This window comes from Klebsiella sp. 2-CIP_Kleb., from assembly GCF_050378715.1.
Taxonomy (GTDB): Bacteria; Pseudomonadota; Gammaproteobacteria; order Enterobacterales; family Enterobacteriaceae; genus Klebsiella; species Klebsiella quasipneumoniae.
The window spans coordinates 57,238-82,158 of the sequence record NZ_JBNRLG010000005.1 but is presented as its reverse complement, the minus strand read 5'-3'; the positions used below and the strand labels follow the sequence as shown (position 1 = coordinate 82,158).

Genomic DNA, 24,921 nt, shown 5'->3' with positions numbered 1-24,921 from the left:
TCCTGTCGAAGTTCCTTCGCTTGCCCGTAAACGTTCGGCGAGTGACTCGATCGCCATACCATTTACTGGATGAATATTAAAAACATATTCATGGCCCGCGTACACGATATACTGAATGACCGAACCGTGGTCATACCGTGTAAATATTATTCCTGTGTATACTTGCGATGAATATTAGCACAGACGCCTCTGCGCTAATAAATTAGAAAAGATAAAACTATTATTTAGCAAAAATAATTTCAGGCTTGAAAATTATGAAGCATTCTCTTTAATTGCTTCTCTAAATGCTTTAGGCGACATGCCACTGTAGCGGCGGAAAAAGCGAGAAAAATAGGCGGCGTCGCTAAAACCCAAATAATCAGAGAGTTGCGTTACCGTCATGCGAGTGTACTGCAGGTTACGCCGCGCCTCAAGCATCAGTCGCTGATGCAGTACCCCGAGAGCGCTACAGCCATAGAACTCGCGACATAAATAGTTTAAATGCGTGACCGACAGCCCAATCAACTTCGCATACTCCGCCAGCGGGAGATGCTGCCGGTAGTGGCTCTCAATAAGCCGGGAAAAATGACGCATCATACTGCGCTTTCGCTCCGCTTTGTCTTCCGCGGGCGGTGCGGGGCGGCACTGCCGGTTCAGCCAGACCAGCAGCGTCCCCAGCAGCGAATAAAGCATCATTTCCCGTGCGTCATGATCGGCACTGTACTCCTCGCGAAGCGCTGAAAACAGCGTATGCATACGCCCCCGGGAACGCCCCACCGGCAGACACTGCGCTACGCTAAGCACATCCAGCGGCCGGCCGAACTGATTTTCAAAGCGGCTCAGCAGCGGCAGCGCCAGGGAGAGCACAAATCCGTGCGTCCCGGGTGAAAAATGAAAGCCATGAATGCAGAGGGCGGGCACCACCTGGATGCAGGATTCCGTCATCACCGCGGTGGTGCCTTCAATTTCGATCTCCGCCCGACCTTTGTGCAGATAGAGGAGCTGGACCATTTCGGCGTGCTGGTGGACGCGAATATGCCACTGATACAGGCTGCTGCGCTGCAAAATCGATTCGCAGTGCAGCAGGTCCGGCGTCGGCCAGCCGCGCTCCTCGCCATAGAGCTTAAATACCGGAACAGTTTGGACGGGCGACATAGTTACTCCTGTTCAGTCAGACGACGCGCTCCATGGGCAGGCCCACGTAGTTTTCCGCGATGGTGGTCAGCCCGGCGCGCGAGCCCAGATAGTAGCGGCGATCGGCCGCCTGCATTTTGGCGTCGAATTCGTTCTGCTGCGGGAAATCGTGCAGCAGGCGGGTCATGAACCAGCTAAAGCGTTCCCCTTTCCAGACCCGATCCAGCGCCAGTCGCGAATAGGTCGCGAGCAGATCGCTCCGGCCATGATGGTAGTATTCGCGAAGGATCCGCCACAGATAGTTCACGTCCGATGCCGCCAGGTTCAACCCTTTAGCGCCGGTCGGCGGTACGATATGCGCGGCATCCCCCACCAGAAACAATCGCCCATATTGCATCGGCTCTACGACGAAGCTGCGCAAGGGAGCGATGCTTTTCTCAAGTGAGTGACCAGTCACTAACTTTGATGACAGATCCGCCGGCAATCGGCATTTCAACTCCTGCCAGAAGCGTTCGTCCGACCAGTCTTCCACTTTATCGCTCAGCGGAACCTGCAGATAGTAGCGGCTGCGAGTAAGTGAGCGCTGACTACATAAAACGAATCCCCGCTGATGATGCGCATAGATCAGCTCCGGATTGACCGGCGGCGTATCCGCCAGCAGGCCTAACCAGCCGAACGGCCAGACGCTCTCGTAAGTCTTGAGGATGTCAGCGGGAATACTTTGCCGCGACACGCCATGGAACCCGTCGCAACCGGCGATAAAGTCACACTCCAGGCGACAGAATTCTCCTTCGCTAAGATAGGTGATCGTCGGCCGGTCGCTTTTCGCGTCATGGATAGTCACTTCGCTCACGCCGTACACGATCGGCGCGTCGCTGTCGGCCCGGGCAGCCATCAGATCGCGGGTCACTTCAGTCTGGCCGTAAACCATCACGCTCTTGCCGTCGGTCAGCTCGCTCAGTGAGACGGGCACCCGCTGGCCGTCAAAGAGAAACTCCACCCCATGATGCACCAGGCCTTCGACGTCCATTCGCTGCGCCACGCCCGCTTCGCGAAGCAGATCGACGGTACCGCTTTCCAGAATTCCCGCGCGGATGCGCCCCAGCACATACTGCGGCGTTTGACGCTCAAGAATGACCGTGTGGATGCCGGCGTTGTGCAGGAGCTGCCCCAGCAGCAGTCCGGAAGGGCCAGCGCCAATAATCGCGACCTGTGTTTTCATAGGATTGTCTCACTTTTGCAGGGTTAATTATTTGTATATTTTTTGTTTAATAAAAGTGCTTTCCTGCATTTTTGATAAGTCAGACGGGAAAAAGAAGGGATGAATGGCGACAAAAATTGCACTTTTCACCAAACTGGCAAAAGTGTGGGAAGCTTCAAATTCTGCCCCTCCGGCGGGCGGGAAATTTTTGCACATTATTTGATCCCACCCCCCTCAGCCGCCCAGGCGCTTCAGGTTAAAGTATCGGCAGATACCAGGCGTCGCGGACAGCAGAGGAAATATGCAGGTTGATCGGGCACAGCAGCGGGCAATCACACGATTATGCATCCAGTGTGGTCTTTTTTTGTTACAGCACGGCGCCGAAAGCGCGTTGGTGGAAGAGCTTTCAACGCGTCTCGGGCTGGCGCTGGGGATGGACAGCGTCGAAAGCGCCATTTCCTCCAACGCTATCGTCCTGACCACCATTAAGGATGGCGAATGTCTTACCTCCACGCGTAAGAATGTCGACCGCGGCATTAATATGCATGTGGTGACGGAAGTGCAGCATATCGTGATCCTCGCCGAGCATAAGCTGCTGGACTATCGCGACGTCGAGAAGCGCTTCGCGCAGATTAGGCCCCTGCGCTATCCCCGCTGGTTGCTGGTGATCATGGTGGGCCTCTCCTGCGCTTGTTTCTGTAAACTGAATAACGGCGGCTGGGATGGAGCGCTGGTCAGCTTCTGCGCCAGCACGGTGGCCATGTACATTCGCCAGGTGCTGACCCACCGTTCCATGCATCCGCAGATCAACTTCTGCATCACCGCCTTTGTGGCCACCACGATCTCCGGGCTGCTGCTGCGCCTCCCTACCTTTGCCAGCACCCCGACCATTGCCATGGCCGCCAGCGTCCTGCTGCTGGTCCCGGGCTTTCCGCTGATCAACGCCGTCGCCGATATGTTTAAAGGGCATATTAATACCGGCCTCGCCCGCTGGGCGATCGCCAGCCTGTTAACCCTTGCCACCTGCATTGGCGTAGTGATGGCAATGACCGTATGGGGGCTGCGGGGATGGGCATAATTTCGTTTATTTTCGCGCTGGCGGAAGACATGCTGCTGGCGGCGATCCCTGCCGTCGGGTTTGCGATGGTCTTTAATGTCCCGCGGCGCGCCCTGCGCTGGTGCGCGCTGCTGGGGGCCATCGGCCACGGTTCGCGCATGGTCATGATGAGCGCCGGTTTTAACATTGAATGGGCCACGTTCCTCGCCGCCCTGCTGGTGGGCTGCATCGGTATCCAGTGGTCGCGCTGGTATCTGGCGCATCCGAAGATTTTTACCGTTGCCGCCGTGATCCCGATGTTTCCCGGTATTTCCGCTTACACTGCGATGATCTCCGCGGTAAAAATCAGTCATTTTGGCTATTCTGAAGAGATGATGATTTTGCTGCTGAGCAATTTTTTAAAGGCCTCTTCAATCGTGGGCGCCCTCTCCATCGGCCTGTCGATACCCGGTCTGTGGCTGTATCGTAAGCGCCCTCGCGTCTAACCCCGGCGTCGCGGTAAAGCCGCGACGCTCCTTCCGCGACGGGCTCTGTGCTACTATGTGCAGATCACCCCACTCTTTGCAGTTCAGAGTTGAGATAGAGTTATGTCTTCGCGAATTTTAACCTCCCATTTTAGCGGCCTGGAAGAGTTCCTCCAGCAGCACGCGGCGCTGCTGGCGAAATCGACTGACGGCACTGTCGCCGTTTTTGCCAACAACGCCCCGGCGTTCTATGCGCTGACCCCAGACCGGCTGGCGCAGCTGCTGGAACTGGAAGCCAGGCTGGCGCGCCCCGGCAGCGACATCGCGCTTGACCCGCAGTTTTTCGACGAGCCCGCGGCGGCGCCCGTTGCGGTGCCGATGGGCAAATTTGCCATGTATGCGGCCTGGCAGCCGGACGCCGACTTTCAGCGTCTGGCCGCGCTGTGGGGCATCGCCCTGAGCCAGCCGGTCACCCCGGAAGAGCTGGCCGCTTTCGTCGCTTACTGGCAGGCGGAAGGTAAAGTGTTTCACCACGTGCAGTGGCAGCAGAAACTGGCTCGCAGCGTGCAAATCAGCCGCGCCAGCAACGGCGGGCAGCCGAAGCGCGATGTGAACAGCGTGAGCGAACCCGACAGTCATATTCCGCGAGGTTTCCGAGGATGAGCATGAAAAACGTTGGCGATCTGATGAAGCGCCTGCAGAAAATGATGCCGGCTCATATCGAACCGGCGTTTAAAACCGGCGAAGAGCTGCTGGCCTGGCAAAAAGAGCAAGGCAAGCTGCGTTCCGAAGCGCTGGAGCGGGAGAACCGCGCGATGAAAATGCAGCGCACCTTTAACCGCTCGGGGATCCGCCCCCTGCATCAGAACTGCTCCTTTGATAACTATCGCGTCGAGTGCGAGGGGCAGATGAACGCCCTCGCCCGGGCGCGTCAGTACGTGGAGGAGTTTGATGGCAATATCGCCAGCTTTATCTTCTCCGGCAAACCGGGCACCGGCAAAAACCACCTCGCGGCTGCTATCTGCAACGAACTGCTGCTGCGCGGGAAATCGGTCTTAATTATCACCGTGGCTGATATTATGTCAGCCATGAAAGATACCTTCGGCAATCGGGAGACGAGCGAAGAGCAATTACTGAGCGATCTCAGCAAGGTCGATCTTCTGGTGATTGATGAAATTGGTATGCAGACGGAGTCTCGCTATGAAAAGGTCATTATCAATCAGATAGTTGACCGCCGCTCTTCCTCCAAACGGCCTACCGGTATGCTAACCAACAGTAATATGGAAGAGATGAATAAGCTGCTCGGCGAACGGGTGATGGACCGTATGCGCCTGGGCAACAGCCTGTGGGTTATCTTCAACTGGGAAAGTTACCGGCACCGCGTCACCGGCAAGGAGTATTAAGAGATTTCCGGACAACGGCGGCGTTATACTAAAGTGATTCTTCAGTCACGCTTATGAGTCCGTCTATGAAATCGTTAAAAAATGGCTTACTTGCCGCGCTTACCCTCAGCGCATTTACCCTCTCCGGGGCCCACGCTGCCTCCTGGCAGGATTCTCTCAACAGCGCCGCCAGCCAGCTCAGCGGCGGCAGCACCCAGGCTGGCAGCGGCGGCATGTCCGTCTCCTCGCTAACCAGCCTGCTCAGTGGCAGCAGCCAGTCGCTGACCGCCAGCAGCATGAATAATGCGGCCGGGATCTTGTCATATTGCGCGCAACAGAAGCTGGCCTCCGTGACCAGCGCCGATAACGTCAAAAACCAGGTGCTGGATAAACTAGGACTCAGCACGCCGGAAAAACAGAAACAAGACACCAACTATCTCGATGGCCTGCAGGGGTTGCTCAACAGTAATAACGGCCAGCAGCTGGACCTGAATACGCTTGGCAACAGCTCGCTGGCGAAACAGGTGAAAACCAAAGCCTGCGATCTGGTCTTAAAACAGGGCGTTAACTTCCTCTCCTGATACGTACTGCTAATGCCGCGTTTGTCGCCTTCGCGACGGCAGCGCGGCCTGAAACGGCTTTTTTCTCCTTTTTCTCCTTGCGCTTCCCCGCCACGCCGGCTGCGACGCCGATCAAAAAAAGCAACTTCTAAACCAATTCTGAATAACTGCACACTTTCATGACGCTAGAATTGCAGCAAGATGGCGCTGCAATTACAGTGTGGCTTGAAAAGTAATCTGTTCTGCCAGCCGATAACTGGCGTTAATGAGGATGAGCTGTGTCAGAGTTGTTATCCATCGCCTTATTTTTAGCTTCGGTGGCGCTTTATGCCTGGAAAGCGGGTCGTAACACCTGGTGGTTTGCCGCCACGCTCACGGTGTTAGGCCTGTTCGTGGTGCTGAATATCACCCTCTACGCCAGCGACTACTTTACCGGCGACGGCATCAACGACGCGGTACTCTACACTCTGACCAACAGCCTGACCGGCGCCGGGATCGGCAAATACATTCTGCCGGGCGTCGGCGTGGCCGTCGCGCTGGTTGCCGTTTTTGGCGCCCTGGGGTGGGTGCTGCGCCGCCGTCGGCATCATCCTCATCACGTCGGCTACAGCCTGGCGGCGCTGCTGCTGGCGCTGGCCTCGGTCGACGCCAGCCCGGCCTTCCATCAAATCAGCGAGCTGGTGAAATCGCAATCACGGGAAGGAGACCCGGACTTTGCCGCGTACTACAAAGAACCGTCGAAGCGTATCGACAATCCGCAGCTGAATCTGGTCTATATCTATGGCGAAAGCCTTGAGCGCACCTATTTTGATAACGATGCGTTCCCCAACCTCACCCCTGAGCTTGGCAGAATTAAAGATGAGGGCATTGATTTCAGCAATACCATGCAGCTGCCGGGGACCGATTACACCATCGCCGGCATGGTCGCGTCACAGTGCGGCATTCCGCTGTTTGCGCCGTTTGAAGGCAACGCTTCGGCCTCCGTATCCAGCTTCTTTCCGCAGAATATCTGCCTTGGCGATATCCTGAAAAACTCCGGTTACGAAAACTATTTAGTGCAGGGAGCTAACCTGCGCTTTGCTGGCAAAGACGTCTTTCTCAAGTCCCACGGCTTCGATCACCTGTTCGGGGCGGAAGAGCTCAAAACCACGGTAGCGGATCCCGCCTACCGCAACGACTGGGGCTTCTATGACGACACGGTACTTGAGGAGACGTGGAAAAAATTCGAAGAGCTGTCGCAGTCCGGAAAACGCTTTTCGCTGTTCGCCCTGACGGTGGACACCCACCATCCCGACGGCTTTATTTCGCGCACCTGCGAGCGTAAACGCTATGACGTGGACGGTAAGAAAAACCTCTCCTTTAGCGCCGTTAGCTGCAGCCAGGAACATATCGCCGCGCTAATCGAGAAGATCAAAGCCTCTCCCTATTTCAAAAACACGGTCATCGTGGTCTCTTCCGACCACCTGGCCATGAAGAACAGCGCCTGGGATTACCTCAACAAGCACGATCGCAGCAATTTGTTCTTTGTCCTGCGCGGCGATCGGCCGCAGCAGGAGACCCTGGCAGTGAAACGCAACACCATGGATAACGGTGCGACGGTGCTGGATATTCTCGGTGGCGATAACTATATCGGCCTCGGGCGCAGCAGTCTCTCTGGCCAGTCGCTCTCCGGTATTTTCATCAATATGAAAGAGAAGATCCTGGCCTGGAAACCCGACGTGATCCGCCTGTGGAACTTCCCGAAAGAGATTAAAAACTTCACCATCGACTCGCAGAAGAACATGATCGCCTTCTCCGGCAGCCATTTCCGTCTGCCGCTGCTGCTCCGGGTGTCGGATCAGCGCGTTGAACCGCTGCCGGAGAGCGAATACTCGGCGCCGCTGCGCTTCCAGCTGGCCGATTTCGCACCGCGGGATAATTTCGTGTGGGTCGATCGCTGCTATAAAATGGGCCAGCTGTGGTCTCCTGAGCTGGCGCTCTCCACCGACTGGTGCGTCTCGCAGGGCCAGCTCGGGGGTGAGCAGAAGGTTCAGCACGTTGATAAGCCACAGTGGAAAGGCAAGACCGCCTTCAGGGACACCCTTATCGATATGGAGCGCTATAAGGGCAACGTCGATACGCTGAAAGTTGTCGACAACGATATTCGCTATAAGGCCGACAGCTTCGTGTTTAACGTTGCCGGCGCGCCGGAAGAGGTGAAACAGTTTAGCGGCATTTCGCGCCCCGAGTCCTGGGGTCGGTGGTCCAATGCCCAGCTGGGCAGCGACGTGAAGATTGAATATAAAGAGCCGCTGCCGGAGAAATTTGATCTGGTGATCACCGCCAAAGCCTACGGTCCCAATGCCAATAAGCCGATCCCGGTGCGGGTTGGTCAAAGTGAGCAAGTGCTTACTCTGGTCAATGATGTGACCACCACGACGCTGCATTTCGACAACCCGACGCGCAGCAACACGCTGACCATCACTCCGCCGGACCCGCAGTCCACCAACGAGGGCAATATCCTCGGCCACTCCCCGCGTCAGCTGGGGATCGGTATGGTGGAGATCAAAGTGGTGAAAAGCGAAGGTTAAAGCCACCTTGCCCGGCGGGTTTTGGCGCCGGGCAACGGTTTGGGTGGCGGGGTGTTAGCAATACAGCGGCTTGAGCTCGTCAGCCGACAGTCCGGTAATCTTCTGTACCGTCTCTTTGTCGAGGCCATTCTGTAACATGCTGCCGGCAATGCGCAGCGCCTCACGCCGGCTCCCTTCCTGTAAGCCCTCAAGGCGCCCTTCCTGTCGGCCCTCATGCCGACCTTCCTGTCGACCTTCCTGCTTAAGCTTTTGCGCGATAGACATCAATGTCTCCTCATACTGTGGCAGACGGCGGGCCAGCCGGCGGAGAAACACGCCCGGCTCGGCCGTGTTACCGTACTGCAGCATATAGTGAAACAGCATTCTCAACTGCCGGGGGCTAGTGTATCCCAGCATCACCACGGCCGCCAACGACTCCGTTATGTCGCTGAGATCGCGCTGGCGAATATGCTTTTGCATCAGCTCCAGCAGGGCGACCCGCCGATGCTGCACGATTTCATCGTCCGGCATGACCGTGACGTCGATCAATGGAAACTGACTGCCGTACAGCCTCTTCGCCAGCTGCGGGTCGGCAAATTCATCCAGCCAGTTGAGGGAAAAAGGATACGGACTGGTTGCGCCGTGATAAAACAGCATCGGCACCACCAGCGGCAGCGTTTTGTGCCCGGCGTCGAGGTGTCGCTGCATCGCGGCAATCGCATAGCGCATCAGACGAAAAGCCATATGGTTGTCCGGCGAGCTCTGATGCTCTATCACCACGTAAATATATCCCGCCCCGCAGGTGGTCCGCACCGACCACAGCACGTCCGAATACCAGGCGCGCAGATCCTCATCGATAAAACTCGCCGATTGCAGCCTCAGGGTAGCGAAATCGCACCGCTGGCGGATCGCTTCGGGAAGATAGAGCATGAGGAAATCATTCGCTGTCTCCGGGTGGCGAAGAAATCGTTTAAAGACCGCATCATGCGGCGTTGAGGTCATCCGTTTTTTCATGGCCATCCGCTTGCCTGAAAGAGAAGGAAAGCCGGACTCTACCACCGGTTTTTACCCGGCTGGATTTGACGATGATTTTCTGGGAAGCGCCTCGGAGAATAGCGGAGCGGCCAGTCTGACTGGCCGCCATGGGCAAGATTTAGTAATCAAACTGCCGGTAATAACGGCGGATATTCAGGTCGTGGCCGGTATGGTGCTCAAAGTGGGCCGCCAGCCGGTCCACCAGCAGAGTGGACACCACGCACGGCGCCATAATCCAGCGGAACGCATCATCAATGCCGTTCAGCGGATAGTCGCGTGGGTCGATCACCACCAGATGGTCAGTTATCTTTTCGGCAAAGCGTTCGACGCGCTCGTCCAGCGCCCGGCATTTCCCCTCGCCCTTCACCAGAAACAACGGGACCTCTTTTTCCAGCAGCTCCAGGGTGCCGTGGAAAAATTCAGCCGAGCTTACCGACTTCGTCCGCTTCCACTGCATCTCTTCGAGAATACACATCGAGAACAGGTAGACCTCACCCCACATTTCCGCGCCGCCAATCCACATCATATAGTCGCTGTCATGGTATTGCGCGGCAATGCTGTCCGCCTGAGGATCGAACTGGCGCTTGGTCTCTAGCAGATTTTCCGGCAGCAATTCCAGCTGGCTGGCAAAACGCGCATATTCAGCAAACTCACCATGACGATAAATGACGCGGAAGAATAACCAGTACAGCAGCATATATTCATATTCCACGCCGTTCTTGTGGCACATCGGAATATGCCAGCTGGCGGCGGCAGCCAATGGCGAATCGGCATGACGGGTAATGGCTACCACGCGTATCCCCTGCGCCTTGCACCATTCGGCAATGGCCACCGACTCTTTGGTATCGCCGGATTTAGAGAGCGTGACAACAACCGCCTCTTTATTTAATTTTTTATGCCCGCGATGAATTAATTCCGCCGCCTGCTCAAGATAAACCGGCACGCTGGTTAATTCTTTGGCAAACTCATTAATAGCCATCATCGGGGCAAGGGAACCACCAACCGAGGCAAAAAATAATGCGCTGCAGCCGCTGTCATAAATAGCGTCGGCCACGGTTTCAGCCTGTTTACGCGCAGCAATGATCTCGCGAGCACTGGTCAGGTACTCGTCCTGATTAAAACCCAACATAGTTTTCTCCTGAATAATCAGATTTTACTTTTTAATACGCGGTCAAAATCGTCGAAAATACGTATCGCCAGATCGATGCCTTTTAGCCCGGCGGTATGCCAGGCGAGCATCTGCACTGGGACAATCATCAGCAGCGGTGCCAGGTGATGCTCGCACGGGCAGTTAAGCGCCAGCGTTTGTTCATCCTCTTCGTCGCCCAGCGTCAGGGTAAAGGCCCGGGCAATGGACGGCGCCATATAGTCGCGCAGCGCCCGGGTTCGCCCGTCCGGCGTATCTTCAATAAACAGCATCACATGGCGGGCATTGGCTTCCAGATAGGGGCCGTGCATATAGGCTTCCAGCTCAAAGCCGCTGGAAGGCACGCGCACCGTCTCGGTAAATTTGGTTTCGAACTCCTTCGCCACGCCAACCAGCGCGCCGTAGCCGGTAGCGACAAAGCGCTCACCTCCCCGCAGCGCTTCGCTATGCTTGTCGATAAAACATGCGGTGCGGGCGGTAACTTCCGGGATCGCCGCCGCCAGCCGCTGGAATTCGGCAAGATAGTGCTGCTCCTCGACTTCGCTGGCCTTCCCCTGGCTGCGGGCAATCATCAGCGCCATCAGCAGCAGATTCAGCACTGTCGCGCTAAAGCCGCGGGTGACAAACCCTACGCTCTCGATCCCGGTATTGATATCGAGAACGCCATCGCAAGCGCGGGCTATCGGGCTTTGCGGGTCGGAGGTCAGGGAAAATACCGGCAGTCCTGAGGCCTGTACCTTACGCATCGCCTCCAGCGTCGACGCGCTTTTTCCGCTCTGTGAAATCGCCACCACCAGATCGGTATGCGGGTCGATAGCTTCGTAATGGGTAAAGTTGTACGGCTCTTTAATGTCAACCAGCACGCCGAAGCGTTGTTCAAAGAAATAGCGCGCGCACAGCGCGGCGTTCAGCGACGATCCGGTCGCCAGCAGCAAAATTCGGCGTACCGGGTGCTGGCGGGCAAAGGTCTCAATCGCCGCCAGCTTTTGCCGGTAGTCGCGCAGGATCTGCGCCAGACAGGCCGGCTCTTCGCTGATATAGGTCATCATTGTTGGTTGCATAGCTCACTCCCGTTAAAACAATCCGATCCACGAACCCAGAATGCCCACCACCGCCATTCCGCCGATAATAGAGAGCGGTTTAACCTTGCGCCCAAGCAGCCAGTAGACGATGCCGAAACTCACCAGCGGCAGCATGCAGGGCAGAATGTCGTTGATGATGTCCTGCACCTGGGTTTTGGCCTCCCCGGCGCCAAAGGAGACAGGGATGGTGATATCGATCATTGAGGCGGTCATCGCCCCGACCACCATCAGGCCGATAATCGATGCCCCGTAGGTCAGGCTCTCCATCATTCCGCTCTTCTGGATCCGCTGCAGGACGCCGGTGCCCAGCACGTAGCCCCAGCGGGTAAAACACCAGCGCGCCAGAATGTGCGGCACGTTAAATACCAGCAGAAACAGGATTGGCCCGAGAATATTGCCCTTCAGCGCCAGGCTGGTGCCGATACCGGTGGCGATCAGGCGCAGCGTCCCCCAGAAAAAGGAATCTCCCAGCCCGGCCAGCGGCCCCATCAGCGAAGCTTTGACGTTATCAATCGCATTGGCATCCATATTTTTCTGCTGGCTATTTTTCTCCTCCATCGCCGTCGTGATCCCCAGCAGCAGGGTGACGATATGCGGCGTGGTATTGAAGAACACCAGATGGCGTTTCAACGCCCCGGCCAGCTCCTCTTTGCGCGGATAGAGCTTCTTCAGCACCGGGATCAGCGCGTAAACAAAGGCGAGATTCATCTGTCGCTCATAGTTCCACGAGAACTCCATCTGGAAGGAGCGCCAGAACACCCGGCGTAAATCACGCGGCGTAATTCGCGTTTCTTCCTGCTCCTGCGGCTGCAGGGTCTCTTCAGAAATCATCTTCGTCGTCATCGCTGACTCCTTGTTCTGTCGTGGTACGAGGTGCGCTCAATGCGGTGACGTTAACCATCACCACCGCCACGATGGCGCCGAGAATGGCGATACCGGTCACCGGGATTTTCAAATAGGCCATCAATACAAAGCCGAGGAAAAAGTACGGCGCCACTTTCTTGTTAATCAGCAACCTGGCGAGCATCGCGAAGCCGAGAGCCGGAATGATCCCGGTGGCCACGCTGAGTCCGTGTTTGATAAATTCCGGGATCGCATCGAGCAGAGATTTCACCGCGTTGCTGCCCACCAGGAATGAGACGGTCACCACCGTGGCAAGCATCAGCGACAGGCCGAATCCGGCGATCAAATGCATCCGCTCAATGCCGCGCGTATCCGCCCGTTCCGCATAGCCGTCCGCTTTCTGGCTGAGCAACGGAATGAACATCCCCAGATAAACGTTTTTCAGGATCAGGGTCAGGGTGGCGATAGGCAGACCGAGCAACAGCGCCGTTTCCGTGCCCGCGCCGGAGGTGATGGCGAACGCCACGCCGAGAATACCGCCGGTCACCACGTCGGGCGGGATCGAGGCGCCAACGGAGAACGATCCGATAAACGCCAGCTCTAGCGTCGCGCCCATGATGACGCCGGTCTGCACATCCCCCAGCACCAGACCGGTCAGCAGCCCGGTGACGATAGGCCGGGAAATCAGCGACGTCCCTAAGGCATATTCCGATTGCGCGATAAACGCCACCAGACCCAGTAAGAGAGCCTCTACCATAATCTGTCCTCCGGAATTACACGCATTCCGTAAAAAGCTGTTTGCGATCGTTCGGGACCTGGCGAATTTCCACCTCGACGCCTTTGCCCACCAGTTGTTGCAACTGCTCTATTTCCTCCGGCAGTAAATTAATCGCCTTAGAAATATTTTTACTGCCCTCTTTGGCCTTAATCCCACCGAGATTAATACTTTTTATTTCCTCAACGGCGCTGGCAATACGCCAGGCGTCATTGACCGATTCCACAACAATAAATAAATTATATTTATCGGTAACCCCACTTGTTATCGCTTCAATAGAATCATTTATATTTTTAATCACCAGCTTTACCGAGGGTGGTTTAGCAAGCTTAATGGTGGTTTTCCGAAGTTCATCCTCAGGGACACTGTCGTTGGCGATTAAAATACAATCGGCACCGACATATTGGGTCCAGGAAAAGGCTACCTGGCCGTGAAGTAATCGATGGTCAACCCTTAATAACGTAATCATCATGCATCCTCATTTCAGAAGTCTTTATCCATAGTCATCGCCCCGGCAATACTCTGATTGCAGTACTGAATGCTCTCTTTGGCGTTGATTAATGCTTCAGAAATTAATTTTTCGGTATTCTCTTCCGCTGCAGAAATAAGCAGGTCAATAATTAACGGTAGATTTAACCCAGATAATAAATGAAAGTGCGGGCGCGATAAAAAACGCACAAACTCATTATTGACGCTGCCGGCGAAAATATCCGTAATCACTATCAGCTCATCCTGCGCCGGGAAACGCGCCAGCAGCGCCTCCACCTGCTGCGTCAGATCGACCTCCTCTTCTACATAGGCGCACAGAGTATGAATATCCGGCTGTTTACCGAGGATCAGCTCCACAGAGTTCAACAAACCGTTAGCAAAGGTGCCGTGGCTGGCAAAAATATAGTGTCGTTTCATCCTTACCTCGAAAGCGCATTCCACTGCTTTCTTAATTGCAACCGACGTGCCAGAAACAGTGGCGCGTCGGCTAACGTAAGGATAAAAGGGGGAGAAGCGTTAAAACTCTTGATCTTCCTGAATAAATTCCGTTTCCCGCGTCAGGATGTCGTGAATGTAATAGAGCTCGACAACGGGAATTTTGACACTATATCCGCTCTCTATGACACTAAAGGCCTCGCGCAGCGTAGCCAGCTCGCGATCCGGACACTGCCTTCCCGAATAATGGGTTGGGGAAGCGTGGCGAATTAACCGCTCTATCAGACAGCTGATGTGCACATACAGCGCCACCTTACGTTCGTTGGGCACCTCGTACCCGGCCAGATGCTCATAGCGCAGCAAAAACTGTTCAACCTGGTTAATCACCTTCGCGGTATCAAGGATCGTCACCGACTCAATCACTCTCCGCAGCGAGAAGTTTTTCAGGATCAGGTTGTTGATCTCGCTAACCTGCTCCGCCGTCGCCAGTTCGCCGAAGATACGCATCAGCGGGCGACTTCCTTCGCCGGAAATCAGCGAATCCAGCGAGATCCACGGGAGATCGGCAAGATGCGGATCGAGGGTGCCGACGATCGCCAGCACCTCGTAGCGGCTGAGCATCGGCTCCCGCCGCGCGGGATCGGCAAGGGTCTCCACATCACAGGCCACAATATCAATGCCAAGCGCTTCAGGGATGCTGGCTTTTAACAGCGCCGACAGGTTCGCCGCCGCGCCCAGTCCGGTGGCGCAGGTGGTCAAAATCGCCCGCGGTTTATCGGTCTGCGGGTAATAGAGCTGGTGCTCAACCGCCAGATCATCGCCGATCTCGCGGACGATATCTTCCAGCATATCGCCGTGCAAAATCCGCTCCCCGACGTACATCGCCATGCCGGTGGAGACATTGTTAATAATCGCCACCGGCGTGTTCAGACGACGATTAAAATGGCTGTGAATTGCGTTCAGGGATCCCATATCGACCAAAATGATCAGCCCTGACGCCAGCGCGTGGCGCTCAATGTAGGCCATCACCTGATTAGCGATAGCCTCCGGCGTCACATCGAGCGGCATGTCGAATGACTCAAACAGCGGGCTTTTCAGCAAGCGGTTCGCCACGCTGGCGATGCTGCTGGCGGTGGCGTAACCGTGAGCGAGAATAATCGCCCGGGTCACCTGCTGCTGGCTAATAGCGCCATTTTTCTGGAACCACAGCACCAGCAACAGCAGGTCAATACGTTGGGGCTCAATATCCAGCTTCAGCGCCAGCGCCTCGAGGATCGCTTCGCAAAAGCGATACAGCAGCGGGAATTTGTTTGCCAGAAAATCCGCCAGCAGACGGATTTTCTCATTGCTCATCGTGGACGGCGCCTGACGGGATCGATGGATCAGGTAGTGGCTCAGGGCGTAAAGACAGTTACCGTTAAACTGGATATTGAAGCGTTTTTCCAGGCGATAATACTCCTCCCGCACCTGATGGGCGATCAGCAGCAACATCTGCGAGCTACTGGCATCCTGGTTATCAAAGATCAGCCGATCGAAGAGGGTTTCAATCTCCTCCCCCATGCTTCTTTGCGCCTCTTCCCAGACCGTTTTTTTATTCAGCACCGCTTCATGCAGCGCCAAAATCCGACACTGAACGTCATAGATCAGCCCCTGAATCGGGTCGCGCGCCCGCAGCAGCCACACCAGGCTGGTCTGCGGCTCGATTAGCAGCGGCTCCTGCTGGCCCATCGCTTCACTGAGCGCCGGCGTCGCCGCCATGATCGTTTCCGGCAGATCATGCAGCGTCACGGTCAGCATCTCGCTGCCCGGAGACCTGGCCCAGGCTGATGCCACGGCGTACTTCACCACATTCTTCAGTTCGCCGACGTTGCCCCGATAAACGTACTGCGTCAGGACCTGCAAAAGCCGCGGCGTTAGCTGCAGCCGGGCGGCCAGCGTCCGGGCCTCCTGCCAGAAAAACTGCAGCGTTAGCGCCTCCTTCTCCTCTCGGCTGCGGTGTTGAAGATCGGGCAAGCTGACCAGGATCGGAATACGACGAAGAAAGGTGGTCAGAAAAGTGCTGTGAATCTCTTCGGTGGTGGCAAACACCAACCGCAGCGAAATCGGCAGGCCTTGAGCGGTCTCCCCCACCCGGTAGATCTCCTTGCGATCCAGCCAGGTAAACAGCTTCTCCTGCCCCTGAGCATCCAGGCGGTGGACCTCGTCGAGAAACAGCATCCCGCCGTTTGCCGCCTCGAACGCCCCGGCTTTATCGCTCTGCGCGCCGGTAAACGCGCCTTTGACGTAGCCGAACAGGTTGGCGGCCAGCAGCTCCGGATTACTGGCATACTGCGCGCAGTTGAAGCTCACGAAGGGCGCATCGGGCGCCAGCAGGCCCTGGGCGATCGCGAACTCGTGCATCAGCTCCGCCATATAGCTTTTACCGGTCCCGCTGTCGCCGGTGATCAGCAGCGGTAGCCCGCCGTTGGGATAAAATAGCGCGGTTTTCATCTGCTCAATCGGTTTACGCAGGCTGCCGTCATGGCCGGTCAGCAACGAAAAATGGTCCGCCTGTTCCGGCTGGCGGTCACTCTCCGCGAGCAGTTCCGCCATGCTGGCGTACTCGCTGCGGGAAAGGGGGAAGAACTGCTGGCAGAAGGCTTTTTTATGCAGGAAATAGACCGGCCGGGTATTGATCTTCACCAGCACGTCCTGGGCGACCAGCTGATTGAGATAATGGCTGGCGGTATTTCTTTGCATCGCGAAACGCTGAGCCAGCCAGCTGGCGGTGAACACTTCGCTCAGGTTATCCGGATCGAAAAAATCGGTCTGATTTTGCAAAAAAGCCAACAGTTCCGTTTTACGCATTACATCCCCCTCGTCGCCATTACGAAGAGATATGATGCGGCAAAAGAGAGGCCTATCGGCGCCCTGTGCTGTTTTTTGCGGCCCAGCGCACACTCCCGCTTAAGCGAACGTCGCTGCGTTCAACTCCATCGTCATTTCATACTGCTGTAGCGATAGCGGTGAATATCCCGCCGCGGCAAATAGCGGCGTAAAGGTTTCCGGGACCGTCACCGAAGTGCCGATACACGGGAACTGCTGCGCCAGCGCCATCAGCAGCGCCCGTGCCAGCCCCTGGCGACGGGCGGCGGGTTCAACCCATAAAAACTGCAGTACAGGCCGTGAACCCGAGGTGCCCAGTACCGCGAAGGCGCGCTGTTCCAGCGTCACGACGCGGCATGGCAGGGTGGCGAAGGTAAGCGGATCCATCAGCCAGGGGAGCTGACTGTTACTCTCCTCAACGGCGCGTCTAAGCAGCGCCAGGGTGGGATAAGGCTGTAACACGCCTGGCGCCGCAGCCTGAGGCTCTGCGCTCAGGTAGCCGCAGAGCCCATGGCGCCGCGTAAAGCCTAACGACTGATACAGCGCGACGGCCACATGGTTATCGCGGATCACCTCCAGGGAAACCGTCTCGATCCCCTGCTGCTGCAGAAGCATGAGCAGCTCCTGCATCAATTTCCGCGCAAGACCTTTGCCGCGCCAGGCCGGACGCAGGGCAAAGGCCGCCAGGCGAGCCATATTCCCCCGACGCGCGACGATCGCGATCGCCGCCGGTTCATCTCCGGCCAGCCAGACGCGGGAATCGATCAGGCTCATCCCCTCGGCGCTAAAGCGCTGAACAAATCCCTCCACCGACTGGGTCACCGGTACCAGATAGTCTGCAAAACAGGCGTTAAGAATATCCGTTAACTGCACGCTGCTGAACTGCGTGGCGGGAACGGCGGTCAGCTCCATACTTTTCTCCCGAAGGCTGCTATGCTGAGGTGATGAAAACTAACACTATAACTGCCGGTGCCGGATTACGCCTGACCGAGGAGAGTGATATCGCCCTTCTGCCGGCCATTGAACGTTCCGCCGCTCAGGCTTTTCGTCAGATCCCCGCTCTCGCCTGGCTGGCGGACAGCGAGGTGATTAGCGTTGCGCGTCATCATGATTATCTGGAAACCGAGCATAGCCTGCTGGCGGAAGCCGCCGGGCAGCCGATTGGCTTTATTCTGACCGAACCGCTCGACGATGCCTTATTTATCGTCGAAGTCGCCGTCCACCAGGCCTGGCAGCATCAGGGCATCGGGCGGATGCTGCTGGAGCAGGTTATCGACGGCGCCCGGCAAATGGCTTACCCGGCGGTGACCCTCACCACCTTCCGCGACGTGCCGTGGAATGCGCCGTTTTATACCCGTCTGGGATTCGCCATGCTCGATGAACTGACCCTGCCCGCCGGGCTGGCGGCGAAAAGAGAACAGGAGACCCGGCACGGCCTGCCGCCGGAGACGCGCTGCGCCATGCGCCTGGCGCTCTGATGTTCGGCCCCGCCGCGCTCTGCGCTTTGCTACGGCCGCAAGGCGCAAATCTCATCATATAAGGCGCGGCTGATAGCCACTCCCTGCTGCTCACTCTGCTGGCGACAGGCGAACCGCCGCTCGCCCGGTAACCGTGCCCCTTGCTCCTGCATCCCGCTGAACAGGGTTTCGGCGCGCGCGAGCTGCTCTTGTGCCTGCTCGCCGAGAAAGCGCTGCGGATCCAGCGCCAGAATCAGCTCTCCGCCGTAGGGTAAACCGCCCGCGCCGTTATCCCACGCCAGCGATTCGGCGCTGGTCATATCGCCGATAAGCGGCCCGGCCAGCAGCTCAACCATTGCCGCCAGCGCCGAGCCCTTATGGCCGCCGAAGGTTAACATCGCGCCGTTCAGCACCTCTGTGGCATCGGTGGTCGGCTGCCCCTGGCTGTCGATTCCCCACCCTTCCGGTAGCGCTTTGCCGGCGCGCTGATGCAACTGGATCTCGCCGCGCGCCGCGGCGCTGGTCGCCATATCAACAATAAACGGCGGCTTGTCCCGCCGCGGCCAGCCAAAGGCGATAGGGTTGGTGCCGAACAGCGGACGGGTGCCGCCCGCCGGGGCGACCCAGGCGTGGCTTGGCGTACAGGCGAGCCCCACTAGCCCTGCCTCGGTCAACGGCTCAATATCGGCAAACAGCGCGGAAAAATGGACGCAGCGGTTAATCGCCAGCGCCGCAATGCCGCTGTGCCGCGCTTTCTCCAGCAGCAGCGGCAACGCGCGCTCGTAGGCCAGCAGCGAAAAGGCGCCCCCTGCATCCGCCCGCACAATCGCCGGCGCCTGGTCGTGGATCTGCGGCTCGGCATCAGGCGATACCTTACCTTTACGTAAGGTAACGACAATGCCCAACAGCCTCCACAGGCCGTGGGAAGCGCAGCCGTCGCGCTCCCCGGCAGCCACGTTACGGGCGATGGCCGCCGCGTGGTCGGCGCTGAATCCATTGGCGCTGAGCACCGCCAGCGCCAGGTCATAAGCTTCTGGTAACGATAGAGTTACCGACTCCATACTGTTCTCCTTTACTCTTCTTCGTCTCCGCTAAAATTAGCCTGCGGCAGACAGCTGCGCGCGCCCCAGTAATAAATCCCCAGCGACATTGCCGCCACCAGCACCGTATCCCAGGGGTGACCAATAACATTAAGCCCGCCGAAGCTGCCCAGCCAGGAAAAGAGGATAATCAACGCATAAAAAGCGATCAGCCACAGCGAAGACTTCACCTGCTGCGCCAGACTCACGGTATGTTCCGGCACCTTGCCTTTGCACATCACGTACACCACAAACATCACGATCTGCAGCCCCAGCAGCCACGAGAGCGTATTCCAGCCGGACCAGTAGACGATCAGCGCCGAGACCATAAACGACACCGGGCCGATGATGGCGAAGGCGCGCACGCGGAACGGCCTCGGCAGATCCGGGGCGTTGCGGCGCAGCCCGGCGGCGGTCACCGGGGCGATGGCGTAGCTCAGCACCAGGGCAGCCGACACCACGCTAATTAACTGTTCCCATGAGGGGAATGGCAGCGTCCAGAAAATCGACAGCCCGAAGGTCAGCCACAGCGCCGGGCGCGGAATACCGGACGCTTTATCGATATGGGTAAAGGCTTTAAAAAAGGTGCCCGCCTTCGCCCAGCCGTAGATCACCCGCGGCGTCGCGTTCATGTAGATATTGCCGGTGCCGCTCGGGGAGATGATCGCATCGCTAATGACCATAAAGGCCAGCCAGCCCATGCCGAGGGTAATGGCGATATCGCGATACGGCAGCGAGAACTGTTTGCTCACCTCGGCCCAACCGCCGGCCAGCATCTCGGTGGGGATACTGCCAAGGAACGCCAGCTGCAGCAGCACGTAGATAATCGTTGACAGCACCACTGATAAAATCAACGCAATAGGGATAGTCCGCTGCGGCTTTTGCACTTCGCTGGCCACCGAGATAATCGGCGTCAGTCCCAGATAGGCGAAGATAATTCCTCCGGCGCTGATCGCCGCTTCCACCCCGGACATACCGAACGGCGCAATGCCCTGCGCGTGCAGGTTCTCCGGTTTAAAGAAGGCGAACAGCGTCACCACCACCAGCAGCGGCACCAGAAACTTGAGCACGCTGATGAAGTTGTTCGAGCGGGCGAAGGTCTTGACGCTGTAGTAATTCAGCGCAAAGAAGAAACAGAGCAGCAGGAACTGCACTACCCACCCCAGCAGCGTCGGCGAGCTGGAGCCCGGCTGGGTCAGCGCCGGAAACCAGGCTGCGGCGTATTGCCGGGCGGCGACGATTTCTATCGAGATCAGGCTGGAGAAGGCAATCAGGGTGATGAACCCCAGCAGATAGCCCATCAGCTCGCCGTGGGAAAAGACCGGGTAGCGGATAATGCCGCCGGCGCGCGGCAGCGCCGCCCCCAGCTCACAGTAGACAATCCCCAGCAGCAGTACCGCAAAGCCGCCGATCACCCACGACGCGATCCCGGCCGGACCGGCAATGGATGCGACGTGGCTGGCGGCGAATAACCATCCCGAGCCGAAAATCGCGCCCAGGCCGATAAAGGTGAGGTCGGTCAGGGTCAGCTGTTTTTTAAACTTACCCGACTCAGCAACGCGGGTTTGACTGTTATGCGTAGTGTGAATGGTCATGGTGATGCCCTTGCGTCAATGAGAGGAGGAAATCGCTTCCCGGGTCCACTGGCCGTTGACCAGGCGCAGCAGGTTCAAAGGGTTCGCATCCTGCAGCGCCGGCGGTAACAGGGCGGCCGGCGCATTCTGCAGGCAGACCGGGCGCAGAAAACGCTCAATCGCCCGGCTGCCGACCGACGTCCCGCGCGCATCGGTCGTCGCCGGCCACGGGCCGCCGTGGACCATCGCATCGCACACTTCCACGCCGGTGGGATAACCGTTAAACAGCACCCGTCCGGCCTTCTCGCACAGCAGCGGTAGCAGGTTCGCCGCCAGCGGGCCGTCGTCCGCTTCCGCGTGTAGCGTCGCGGTGAGCTGTCCCTGCAGCGCTTTCACCACCGCCTGTAGCTGGACCGCGTCGTCCACTTCCACCAGCAACGATAGCGGGCCGAAAACTTCGGTCTGCAGCAGCGTATCCTGCGCCAGCAGATCCTCGACCTGAGCCTGCCACAGCTGGGTTTGCGCCTGCCCGGCGCCGGCGGCAAGGCCGCTCGCCAGCCTCTCGATACGCGGGTGCGCCGCCAGGGCCGCCACGCCCTGGCGGTAGTGCTGGAGAGTCGGCGCATTGAGCAACACCTGCGGCGCAGAGCCCGCTACCGCCGCGCACAGCGCCGACTTAAAGCGTTCCAGCCCGGCGCCGCGCAGCGCCAGAATCAGCCCCGGACGGGTACAGAACTGGCCGCCACCGAGGGTGAATGACGCCACCAGCTCGTTCGCCAGCGCCTCGGCCCGCGTCTGCAGCGCCTGCGGTAGAATAATCAGCGGGTTAATCGCCGACATTTCAGCAAACAGCGGGATTGGCTGCGAACGCTGCTGCGCCAGTTGATACAGCGCCTTACCGCCGGCCAGTGAGCCGGTAAAGCCAACGGCCTGAATCGCCGGATGGCGGACTAATTCGGCGCCGATATCAGTCCCGAAAATCATATTGAAGACGCCGCCGGGTAACCCGCATCGCGCGACCGCCCGGACGATCGCTTCAGCGGTCAGCTCGGCGGTGGCCATATGGCCCGGATGGGCCTTCACCACCACCGGGCAGCCCGCCGCCAGCGCCGAGGCGGTATCGCCGCCAGCGGTGGAAAAGGCCAGCGGAAAGTTGCTGGCGCCAAACACTGCCACCGGCCCTAACGCCTGCTGATACTGGCGCAGGTCCGGGCGCGGCAGCGGTTGACGGTCGGCTAAGGCAGTATCAATACGGGCGGCGAAGGTATCCCCGCGCTGGATCACGCCAGCAAACATCCGCAGCTGGCCGCTGGTGCGCGCCCGCTCGCCCTGCAGCCGCGCCAGCGGCAGCGCGGTCTCCTGTTCGGCGAGTGCAAAAAACGCTTCCCCCAGCGCGTCCAGCTCATCGGCAATGGCGCAGAGAAAGCGCGCCCGCTGCTGCGGCGTGGTTTGTGAATAAACGGCAAACGCCTGCTGTGCCGCCTCCGCGGCCTGGGCGGCCTCCTCGCGTGAAGCCGGATAAAAGCGATGGCCGGTGGCTTCCCCATCCACCGCCCGCAGGCTCAATAGCGTCGCCTCGCCGCTGGCAACGCGGCGGCCGGCAATAAACTGCCGTCCCGCCATGTTCTGAGATGCATTCATACTGACTCCTGGATTCAGAGGCCGACGTCCGGCAGGGCTGGACGAGTCGCCAGCGCCTGTTCCACGATCGCTACCACCTGCTGGCGCGTTTCCCCTTCCAGCGCCAGACGCGGCGGACGGGTCACGGCGCTGCCGCGTCCGAGTAGCTCTTCGCACAGCTTGATGCACTGCACCAGATCCGGACGCGCATCGAGATGCAGCAGCGGCATGAACCAGCGGTACAGCGCCATCGCCTCTTCGTAACGCTGTTGGCGGGCGAGACGGAATAACGTTTCCCCTTCGCGCGGGAAGGCGTTGGACATTCCGGAGATCCACCCTTCCGCGCCGACGGCGATACTTTCCACCACCACGTCATCCAGCCCGGCAAACAGCACGAAGCGATCGCCAACGGTGTTACGCAGGTCGATAAAGCGGCGGGTATCGCCGGAGGAGTCTTTAAAGCAGACGATGTTGTCGCAATCGGTCAGGGTGGCGAGAATGTCCGGCGTCACGTCGTTTTTGTATATCGGCGGGTTGTTGTAGACCATGATCGGCAGGTCGGTGGCGGTGGCCACGCTGCGGAAGTGGGCGGCGGTTTCATGCGGTTTTGAGGAGTAGACCAGCGCCGGCATCACCATGATCCCGTCGACGCCGACGCGCTCCGCCTCTTTCGCCATCTTCTGGGCAAAGGCGGTGGTGAACTCGGCCACCCCGGCGATCACCGGAATTTTGCCGCCGGCGGCATCTTTCGCCACTTCGATAATCTGCAATTTTTCATCAGTGCTCAGGGAGGTGTTCTCCCCGACGCTGCCGCACACCACCAGCCCGGAAACGCCATCTTTGACCAGGTTTTTCATCACCGCGTGGGTGGCGTCTAAATCGAGGGAGTAATCGCTACGAAACTGCGTGCTAACCGCCGGGAATACGCCGCTCCAGTGAATCGCTTTATTGCTCATGCTCGGTTCCTTGTCGTCATTTTGTTAAGTCGAGGTGAATGATTGGTGAATATTCACTGACAGATTGACGCGTCGCGGAACCGGCGGCTTGTCGGTTTTCCCTTAATCCGATGACGAAATTAGCACAGTCGACAAAAGTGTGAGCCAGCCGTTATCCCTGCAGCGTCAGGCGAAAATCGCGCGGCGTCGAGCCGGTCATCGCTTTGAACTGGCGGCTGAAGGCGCTGTGATCGGTATAGCCGCACTGCAAGGCGATATCGGTAATCGGCGTATCGCCGGCCAGCAGTTCGGTGGCTTTTTCCAGACGCACTTTGTGGATCATCTGCCGCGGGGTGAGATGAAAGATCCGCTTGCAGTAGCGCTCGATCTGCGCAATCGACATCCCGCTTAGGGCGGTCAACTCTTCCATGGCGATCGGCCGGTGATAGTGGCGCCGGATATGATCGTCGACGATCGCCAGCCGCTGCCACGCCGGATGGCGGGCGTGGGCCTCCTGCAGATCGTGAGAGATCCCGGCCATGCCGATCACCTGACCGCGGACATCGCGCAGCGCCAGCTTCTGCGTCAGGCACCAGCCTCGTTCCCGGCCATTGTAGAGATGCATTTCCAGCTGGTCGCGCAGGGTCACGCCCTCCCGTAATACCCGAAGATCCTGTTCGGTGTACCCCTGCCCCAGCGTGGAAGGAAAGACGTCGGCGGAGGTTTTCCCCAGCAGCGAGGAGACGGTTTTGAAACCGCAGCGGCGGGCCAGCGTCAGGTTCGCCAGCAGATAACGCGCCTCGCGGTCTTTGATAAAAAAGACCACGTTGGGGATGGCATTGAGCAGGGGGGCGATCAGCGCCAGGGCATTGAGCAGCGCCGGCATATTCTCCGGCCGCTGGCGCGCCAGCCCTTCGCAGATCTGGCTCAGCTCATCGACCGCCAGCTCCGGTTGATTAACAGCGCGCGGCGGCGCCGCTTCAGAAACACCGATCATAGGGCTTCCTCATGGTAAGTGACCGAAGGATATTTATTCACTTCCTGTTAACACCTCAAGCGGTAACCGCCGGTTTTGCGATCCTGGATCCGCTTTACGCCTTCCCCTGGTTTATCCACTGGCGCAATCGCCACTTTCGGTTTACCACGCCATTAACCAAATGATTAATAAGAAATAACTATGCAACGTATGCACATCACCCCGGCACGATTATGCCGATTTCGTCATTATCTCTGCCGAAAGTGCTCAAGCCGCCCGCCCC

Annotated in this window: 23 protein-coding genes; 7 read left to right on the top strand and 16 right to left on the bottom strand. The window is 58.1% G+C overall.

From position 1 onward, the window contains the following. Positions 1–252: 252 nt before the first annotated feature. Positions 253–1,134 carry a helix-turn-helix domain-containing protein gene (locus ACQUTP_RS17275; RefSeq protein ID WP_023319686.1) on the bottom strand — a complete coding sequence of 294 codons (882 nt, stop codon included), beginning with the start codon at positions 1,132–1,134 and terminating at the stop codon, positions 253–255. A 16-nt stretch (positions 1,135–1,150) separates the two neighbouring features. Further along, entirely contained in the window at positions 1,151–2,335 is a 1,185-nt protein-coding gene (pobA, locus tag ACQUTP_RS17270) for a 4-hydroxybenzoate 3-monooxygenase (protein ID WP_285755767.1), read from the bottom strand. Positions 2,336–2,615: 280 nt separating this feature from the next. Between pobA and ACQUTP_RS17265 the strand changes: the two genes are divergently transcribed. From ACQUTP_RS17265 to opgB, 6 genes are all read left to right on the top strand, one after another. Continuing rightward, positions 2,616–3,392 (top strand): threonine/serine ThrE exporter family protein, encoded by a 777-nt coding sequence (locus ACQUTP_RS17265; protein ID WP_004886474.1) that lies wholly within the window; start codon positions 2,616–2,618, stop codon positions 3,390–3,392. After that, positions 3,383–3,856 (top strand): threonine/serine exporter, encoded by a 474-nt coding sequence (locus ACQUTP_RS17260; protein WP_032455516.1) that lies wholly within the window; start codon positions 3,383–3,385, stop codon positions 3,854–3,856. The genes ACQUTP_RS17265 and ACQUTP_RS17260 overlap by 10 nt, the downstream gene beginning before the upstream one ends. 102 nt (positions 3,857–3,958) lie before the next feature. Further along, positions 3,959–4,498: a primosomal protein DnaT gene (gene dnaT, locus ACQUTP_RS17255; RefSeq protein ID WP_017899103.1), complete on the top strand. Its 540-nt coding sequence runs from the start codon at positions 3,959–3,961 to the stop codon at positions 4,496–4,498. Positions 4,499–4,500: 2 nt separating this feature from the next. Continuing rightward, on the top strand, positions 4,501–5,238 hold the full coding sequence (dnaC, locus tag ACQUTP_RS17250) for a DNA replication protein DnaC (RefSeq protein WP_025999144.1): 738 nt from the start codon (positions 4,501–4,503) through the stop codon (positions 5,236–5,238). A 65-nt stretch (positions 5,239–5,303) separates the two neighbouring features. Beyond that, entirely contained in the window at positions 5,304–5,798 is a 495-nt protein-coding gene (locus tag ACQUTP_RS17245; protein WP_004886462.1) for a DUF2501 domain-containing protein, read from the top strand. Positions 5,799–6,055: 257 nt separating this feature from the next. Continuing rightward, positions 6,056–8,347: a phosphatidylglycerol--membrane-oligosaccharide glycerophosphotransferase gene (opgB, locus tag ACQUTP_RS17240; protein WP_428902416.1), complete on the top strand. Its 2,292-nt coding sequence runs from the start codon at positions 6,056–6,058 to the stop codon at positions 8,345–8,347. 54 nt (positions 8,348–8,401) lie between these two features. On the opposite strand, the gene ACQUTP_RS17235 is transcribed toward opgB, so the two are convergent. From ACQUTP_RS17235 to ACQUTP_RS17195, 9 genes are all read right to left on the bottom strand, one after another. Next, the gene (locus ACQUTP_RS17235; RefSeq protein ID WP_074384302.1) at positions 8,402–9,346 is read right to left on the bottom strand and encodes an Rpn family recombination-promoting nuclease/putative transposase; all 945 of its coding nucleotides are present in this window, start codon (positions 9,344–9,346) and stop codon (positions 8,402–8,404) included. A 133-nt stretch (positions 9,347–9,479) separates the two neighbouring features. Next, the gene (locus ACQUTP_RS17230; RefSeq protein ID WP_285755768.1) at positions 9,480–10,490 is read right to left on the bottom strand and encodes an SIS domain-containing protein; all 1,011 of its coding nucleotides are present in this window, start codon (positions 10,488–10,490) and stop codon (positions 9,480–9,482) included. A gap of 17 nt (positions 10,491–10,507) precedes the next feature. Beyond that, entirely contained in the window at positions 10,508–11,569 is a 1,062-nt protein-coding gene (locus ACQUTP_RS17225; RefSeq protein ID WP_182948285.1) for an SIS domain-containing protein, read from the bottom strand. A 12-nt stretch (positions 11,570–11,581) separates the two neighbouring features. Further along, a complete protein-coding gene (locus ACQUTP_RS17220; RefSeq protein WP_043522309.1) occupies positions 11,582–12,433 on the bottom strand; it encodes a PTS system mannose/fructose/sorbose family transporter subunit IID in 852 nt (283 codons plus the stop codon). Beyond that, complete coding sequence (locus tag ACQUTP_RS17215) at positions 12,411–13,190, bottom strand: PTS mannose/fructose/sorbose/N-acetylgalactosamine transporter subunit IIC (protein WP_048294134.1); 780 nt, start codon at positions 13,188–13,190, stop codon at positions 12,411–12,413. Before ACQUTP_RS17215 ends, ACQUTP_RS17220 begins: the two co-directional genes overlap by 23 nt. 16 nt (positions 13,191–13,206) lie before the next feature. Further along, complete coding sequence (locus ACQUTP_RS17210) at positions 13,207–13,677, bottom strand: PTS sugar transporter subunit IIB (RefSeq protein WP_004886443.1); 471 nt, start codon at positions 13,675–13,677, stop codon at positions 13,207–13,209. 14 nt (positions 13,678–13,691) lie between these two features. Beyond that, positions 13,692–14,114, bottom strand: a complete 423-nt coding sequence (locus tag ACQUTP_RS17205) for a PTS sugar transporter subunit IIA (protein ID WP_004886440.1) — start codon at positions 14,112–14,114, stop codon at positions 13,692–13,694. A 99-nt stretch (positions 14,115–14,213) separates the two neighbouring features. After that, entirely contained in the window at positions 14,214–16,979 is a 2,766-nt protein-coding gene (locus ACQUTP_RS17200) for a sigma 54-interacting transcriptional regulator (RefSeq protein ID WP_285755770.1), read from the bottom strand. A gap of 99 nt (positions 16,980–17,078) precedes the next feature. Further along, positions 17,079–17,909 (bottom strand): GNAT family N-acetyltransferase, encoded by an 831-nt coding sequence (locus tag ACQUTP_RS17195; RefSeq protein WP_306738389.1) that lies wholly within the window; start codon positions 17,907–17,909, stop codon positions 17,079–17,081. A gap of 32 nt (positions 17,910–17,941) precedes the next feature. Between ACQUTP_RS17195 and ACQUTP_RS17190 the strand changes: the two genes are divergently transcribed. Beyond that, a complete protein-coding gene (locus tag ACQUTP_RS17190) occupies positions 17,942–18,475 on the top strand; it encodes a GNAT family N-acetyltransferase (protein WP_017899113.1) in 534 nt (177 codons plus the stop codon). Between the two features lie 29 nt (positions 18,476–18,504). Here ACQUTP_RS17190 and ACQUTP_RS17185 read toward each other — a convergent pair whose 3' ends face one another. The 5 genes from ACQUTP_RS17185 to ACQUTP_RS17165 form a co-directional block, all read right to left on the bottom strand. Beyond that, a complete protein-coding gene (locus ACQUTP_RS17185; protein WP_285755775.1) occupies positions 18,505–19,515 on the bottom strand; it encodes an Ldh family oxidoreductase in 1,011 nt (336 codons plus the stop codon). A gap of 11 nt (positions 19,516–19,526) precedes the next feature. Then, a complete protein-coding gene (locus ACQUTP_RS17180; protein WP_023319672.1) occupies positions 19,527–21,128 on the bottom strand; it encodes an APC family permease in 1,602 nt (533 codons plus the stop codon). A gap of 15 nt (positions 21,129–21,143) precedes the next feature. Beyond that, entirely contained in the window at positions 21,144–22,748 is a 1,605-nt protein-coding gene (locus ACQUTP_RS17175; RefSeq protein WP_114506247.1) for an aldehyde dehydrogenase (NADP(+)), read from the bottom strand. A gap of 14 nt (positions 22,749–22,762) precedes the next feature. Further along, positions 22,763–23,683: a dihydrodipicolinate synthase family protein gene (locus ACQUTP_RS17170; protein WP_004204197.1), complete on the bottom strand. Its 921-nt coding sequence runs from the start codon at positions 23,681–23,683 to the stop codon at positions 22,763–22,765. Between the two features lie 151 nt (positions 23,684–23,834). Next, positions 23,835–24,659, bottom strand: a complete 825-nt coding sequence (locus ACQUTP_RS17165; protein ID WP_017899117.1) for an AraC family transcriptional regulator — start codon at positions 24,657–24,659, stop codon at positions 23,835–23,837. Positions 24,660–24,921: the final 262 nt, after the last annotated feature.

Excerpts from the sequence above, each read along its gene's own strand:
- ACQUTP_RS17275 (WP_023319686.1), bottom strand. The coding sequence starts at position 1,134 with ATGTCGCCCGTCCAAACTGTTCCGGTATTTAAGCTCTATGGCGAGGAG.
- pobA (WP_285755767.1), bottom strand. The coding sequence starts at position 2,335 with ATGAAAACACAGGTCGCGATTATTGGCGCTGGCCCTTCCGGACTGCTG.
- ACQUTP_RS17265 (WP_004886474.1), top strand. The coding sequence starts at position 2,616 with ATGCAGGTTGATCGGGCACAGCAGCGGGCAATCACACGATTATGCATC.
- ACQUTP_RS17260 (WP_032455516.1), top strand. The coding sequence starts at position 3,383 with ATGGGCATAATTTCGTTTATTTTCGCGCTGGCGGAAGACATGCTGCTG.
- dnaT (WP_017899103.1), top strand. The coding sequence starts at position 3,959 with ATGTCTTCGCGAATTTTAACCTCCCATTTTAGCGGCCTGGAAGAGTTC.
- dnaC (WP_025999144.1), top strand. The coding sequence starts at position 4,501 with ATGAAAAACGTTGGCGATCTGATGAAGCGCCTGCAGAAAATGATGCCG.
- ACQUTP_RS17245 (WP_004886462.1), top strand. The coding sequence starts at position 5,304 with ATGAAATCGTTAAAAAATGGCTTACTTGCCGCGCTTACCCTCAGCGCA.
- ACQUTP_RS17235 (WP_074384302.1), bottom strand. The coding sequence starts at position 9,346 with ATGGCCATGAAAAAACGGATGACCTCAACGCCGCATGATGCGGTCTTT.
- ACQUTP_RS17230 (WP_285755768.1), bottom strand. The coding sequence starts at position 10,490 with ATGTTGGGTTTTAATCAGGACGAGTACCTGACCAGTGCTCGCGAGATC.
- ACQUTP_RS17225 (WP_182948285.1), bottom strand. The coding sequence starts at position 11,569 with ATGCAACCAACAATGATGACCTATATCAGCGAAGAGCCGGCCTGTCTG.
- ACQUTP_RS17220 (WP_043522309.1), bottom strand. The coding sequence starts at position 12,433 with ATGACGACGAAGATGATTTCTGAAGAGACCCTGCAGCCGCAGGAGCAG.
- ACQUTP_RS17215 (WP_048294134.1), bottom strand. The coding sequence starts at position 13,190 with ATGGTAGAGGCTCTCTTACTGGGTCTGGTGGCGTTTATCGCGCAATCG.
- ACQUTP_RS17210 (WP_004886443.1), bottom strand. The coding sequence starts at position 13,677 with ATGATTACGTTATTAAGGGTTGACCATCGATTACTTCACGGCCAGGTA.
- ACQUTP_RS17205 (WP_004886440.1), bottom strand. The coding sequence starts at position 14,114 with ATGAAACGACACTATATTTTTGCCAGCCACGGCACCTTTGCTAACGGT.
- ACQUTP_RS17200 (WP_285755770.1), bottom strand. The coding sequence starts at position 16,979 with ATGCGTAAAACGGAACTGTTGGCTTTTTTGCAAAATCAGACCGATTTT.
- ACQUTP_RS17195 (WP_306738389.1), bottom strand. The coding sequence starts at position 17,909 with ATGGAGCTGACCGCCGTTCCCGCCACGCAGTTCAGCAGCGTGCAGTTA.
- ACQUTP_RS17190 (WP_017899113.1), top strand. The coding sequence starts at position 17,942 with ATGAAAACTAACACTATAACTGCCGGTGCCGGATTACGCCTGACCGAG.
- ACQUTP_RS17185 (WP_285755775.1), bottom strand. The coding sequence starts at position 19,515 with ATGGAGTCGGTAACTCTATCGTTACCAGAAGCTTATGACCTGGCGCTG.
- ACQUTP_RS17180 (WP_023319672.1), bottom strand. The coding sequence starts at position 21,128 with ATGACCATTCACACTACGCATAACAGTCAAACCCGCGTTGCTGAGTCG.
- ACQUTP_RS17175 (WP_114506247.1), bottom strand. The coding sequence starts at position 22,748 with ATGAATGCATCTCAGAACATGGCGGGACGGCAGTTTATTGCCGGCCGC.
- ACQUTP_RS17170 (WP_004204197.1), bottom strand. The coding sequence starts at position 23,683 with ATGAGCAATAAAGCGATTCACTGGAGCGGCGTATTCCCGGCGGTTAGC.
- ACQUTP_RS17165 (WP_017899117.1), bottom strand. The coding sequence starts at position 24,659 with ATGATCGGTGTTTCTGAAGCGGCGCCGCCGCGCGCTGTTAATCAACCG.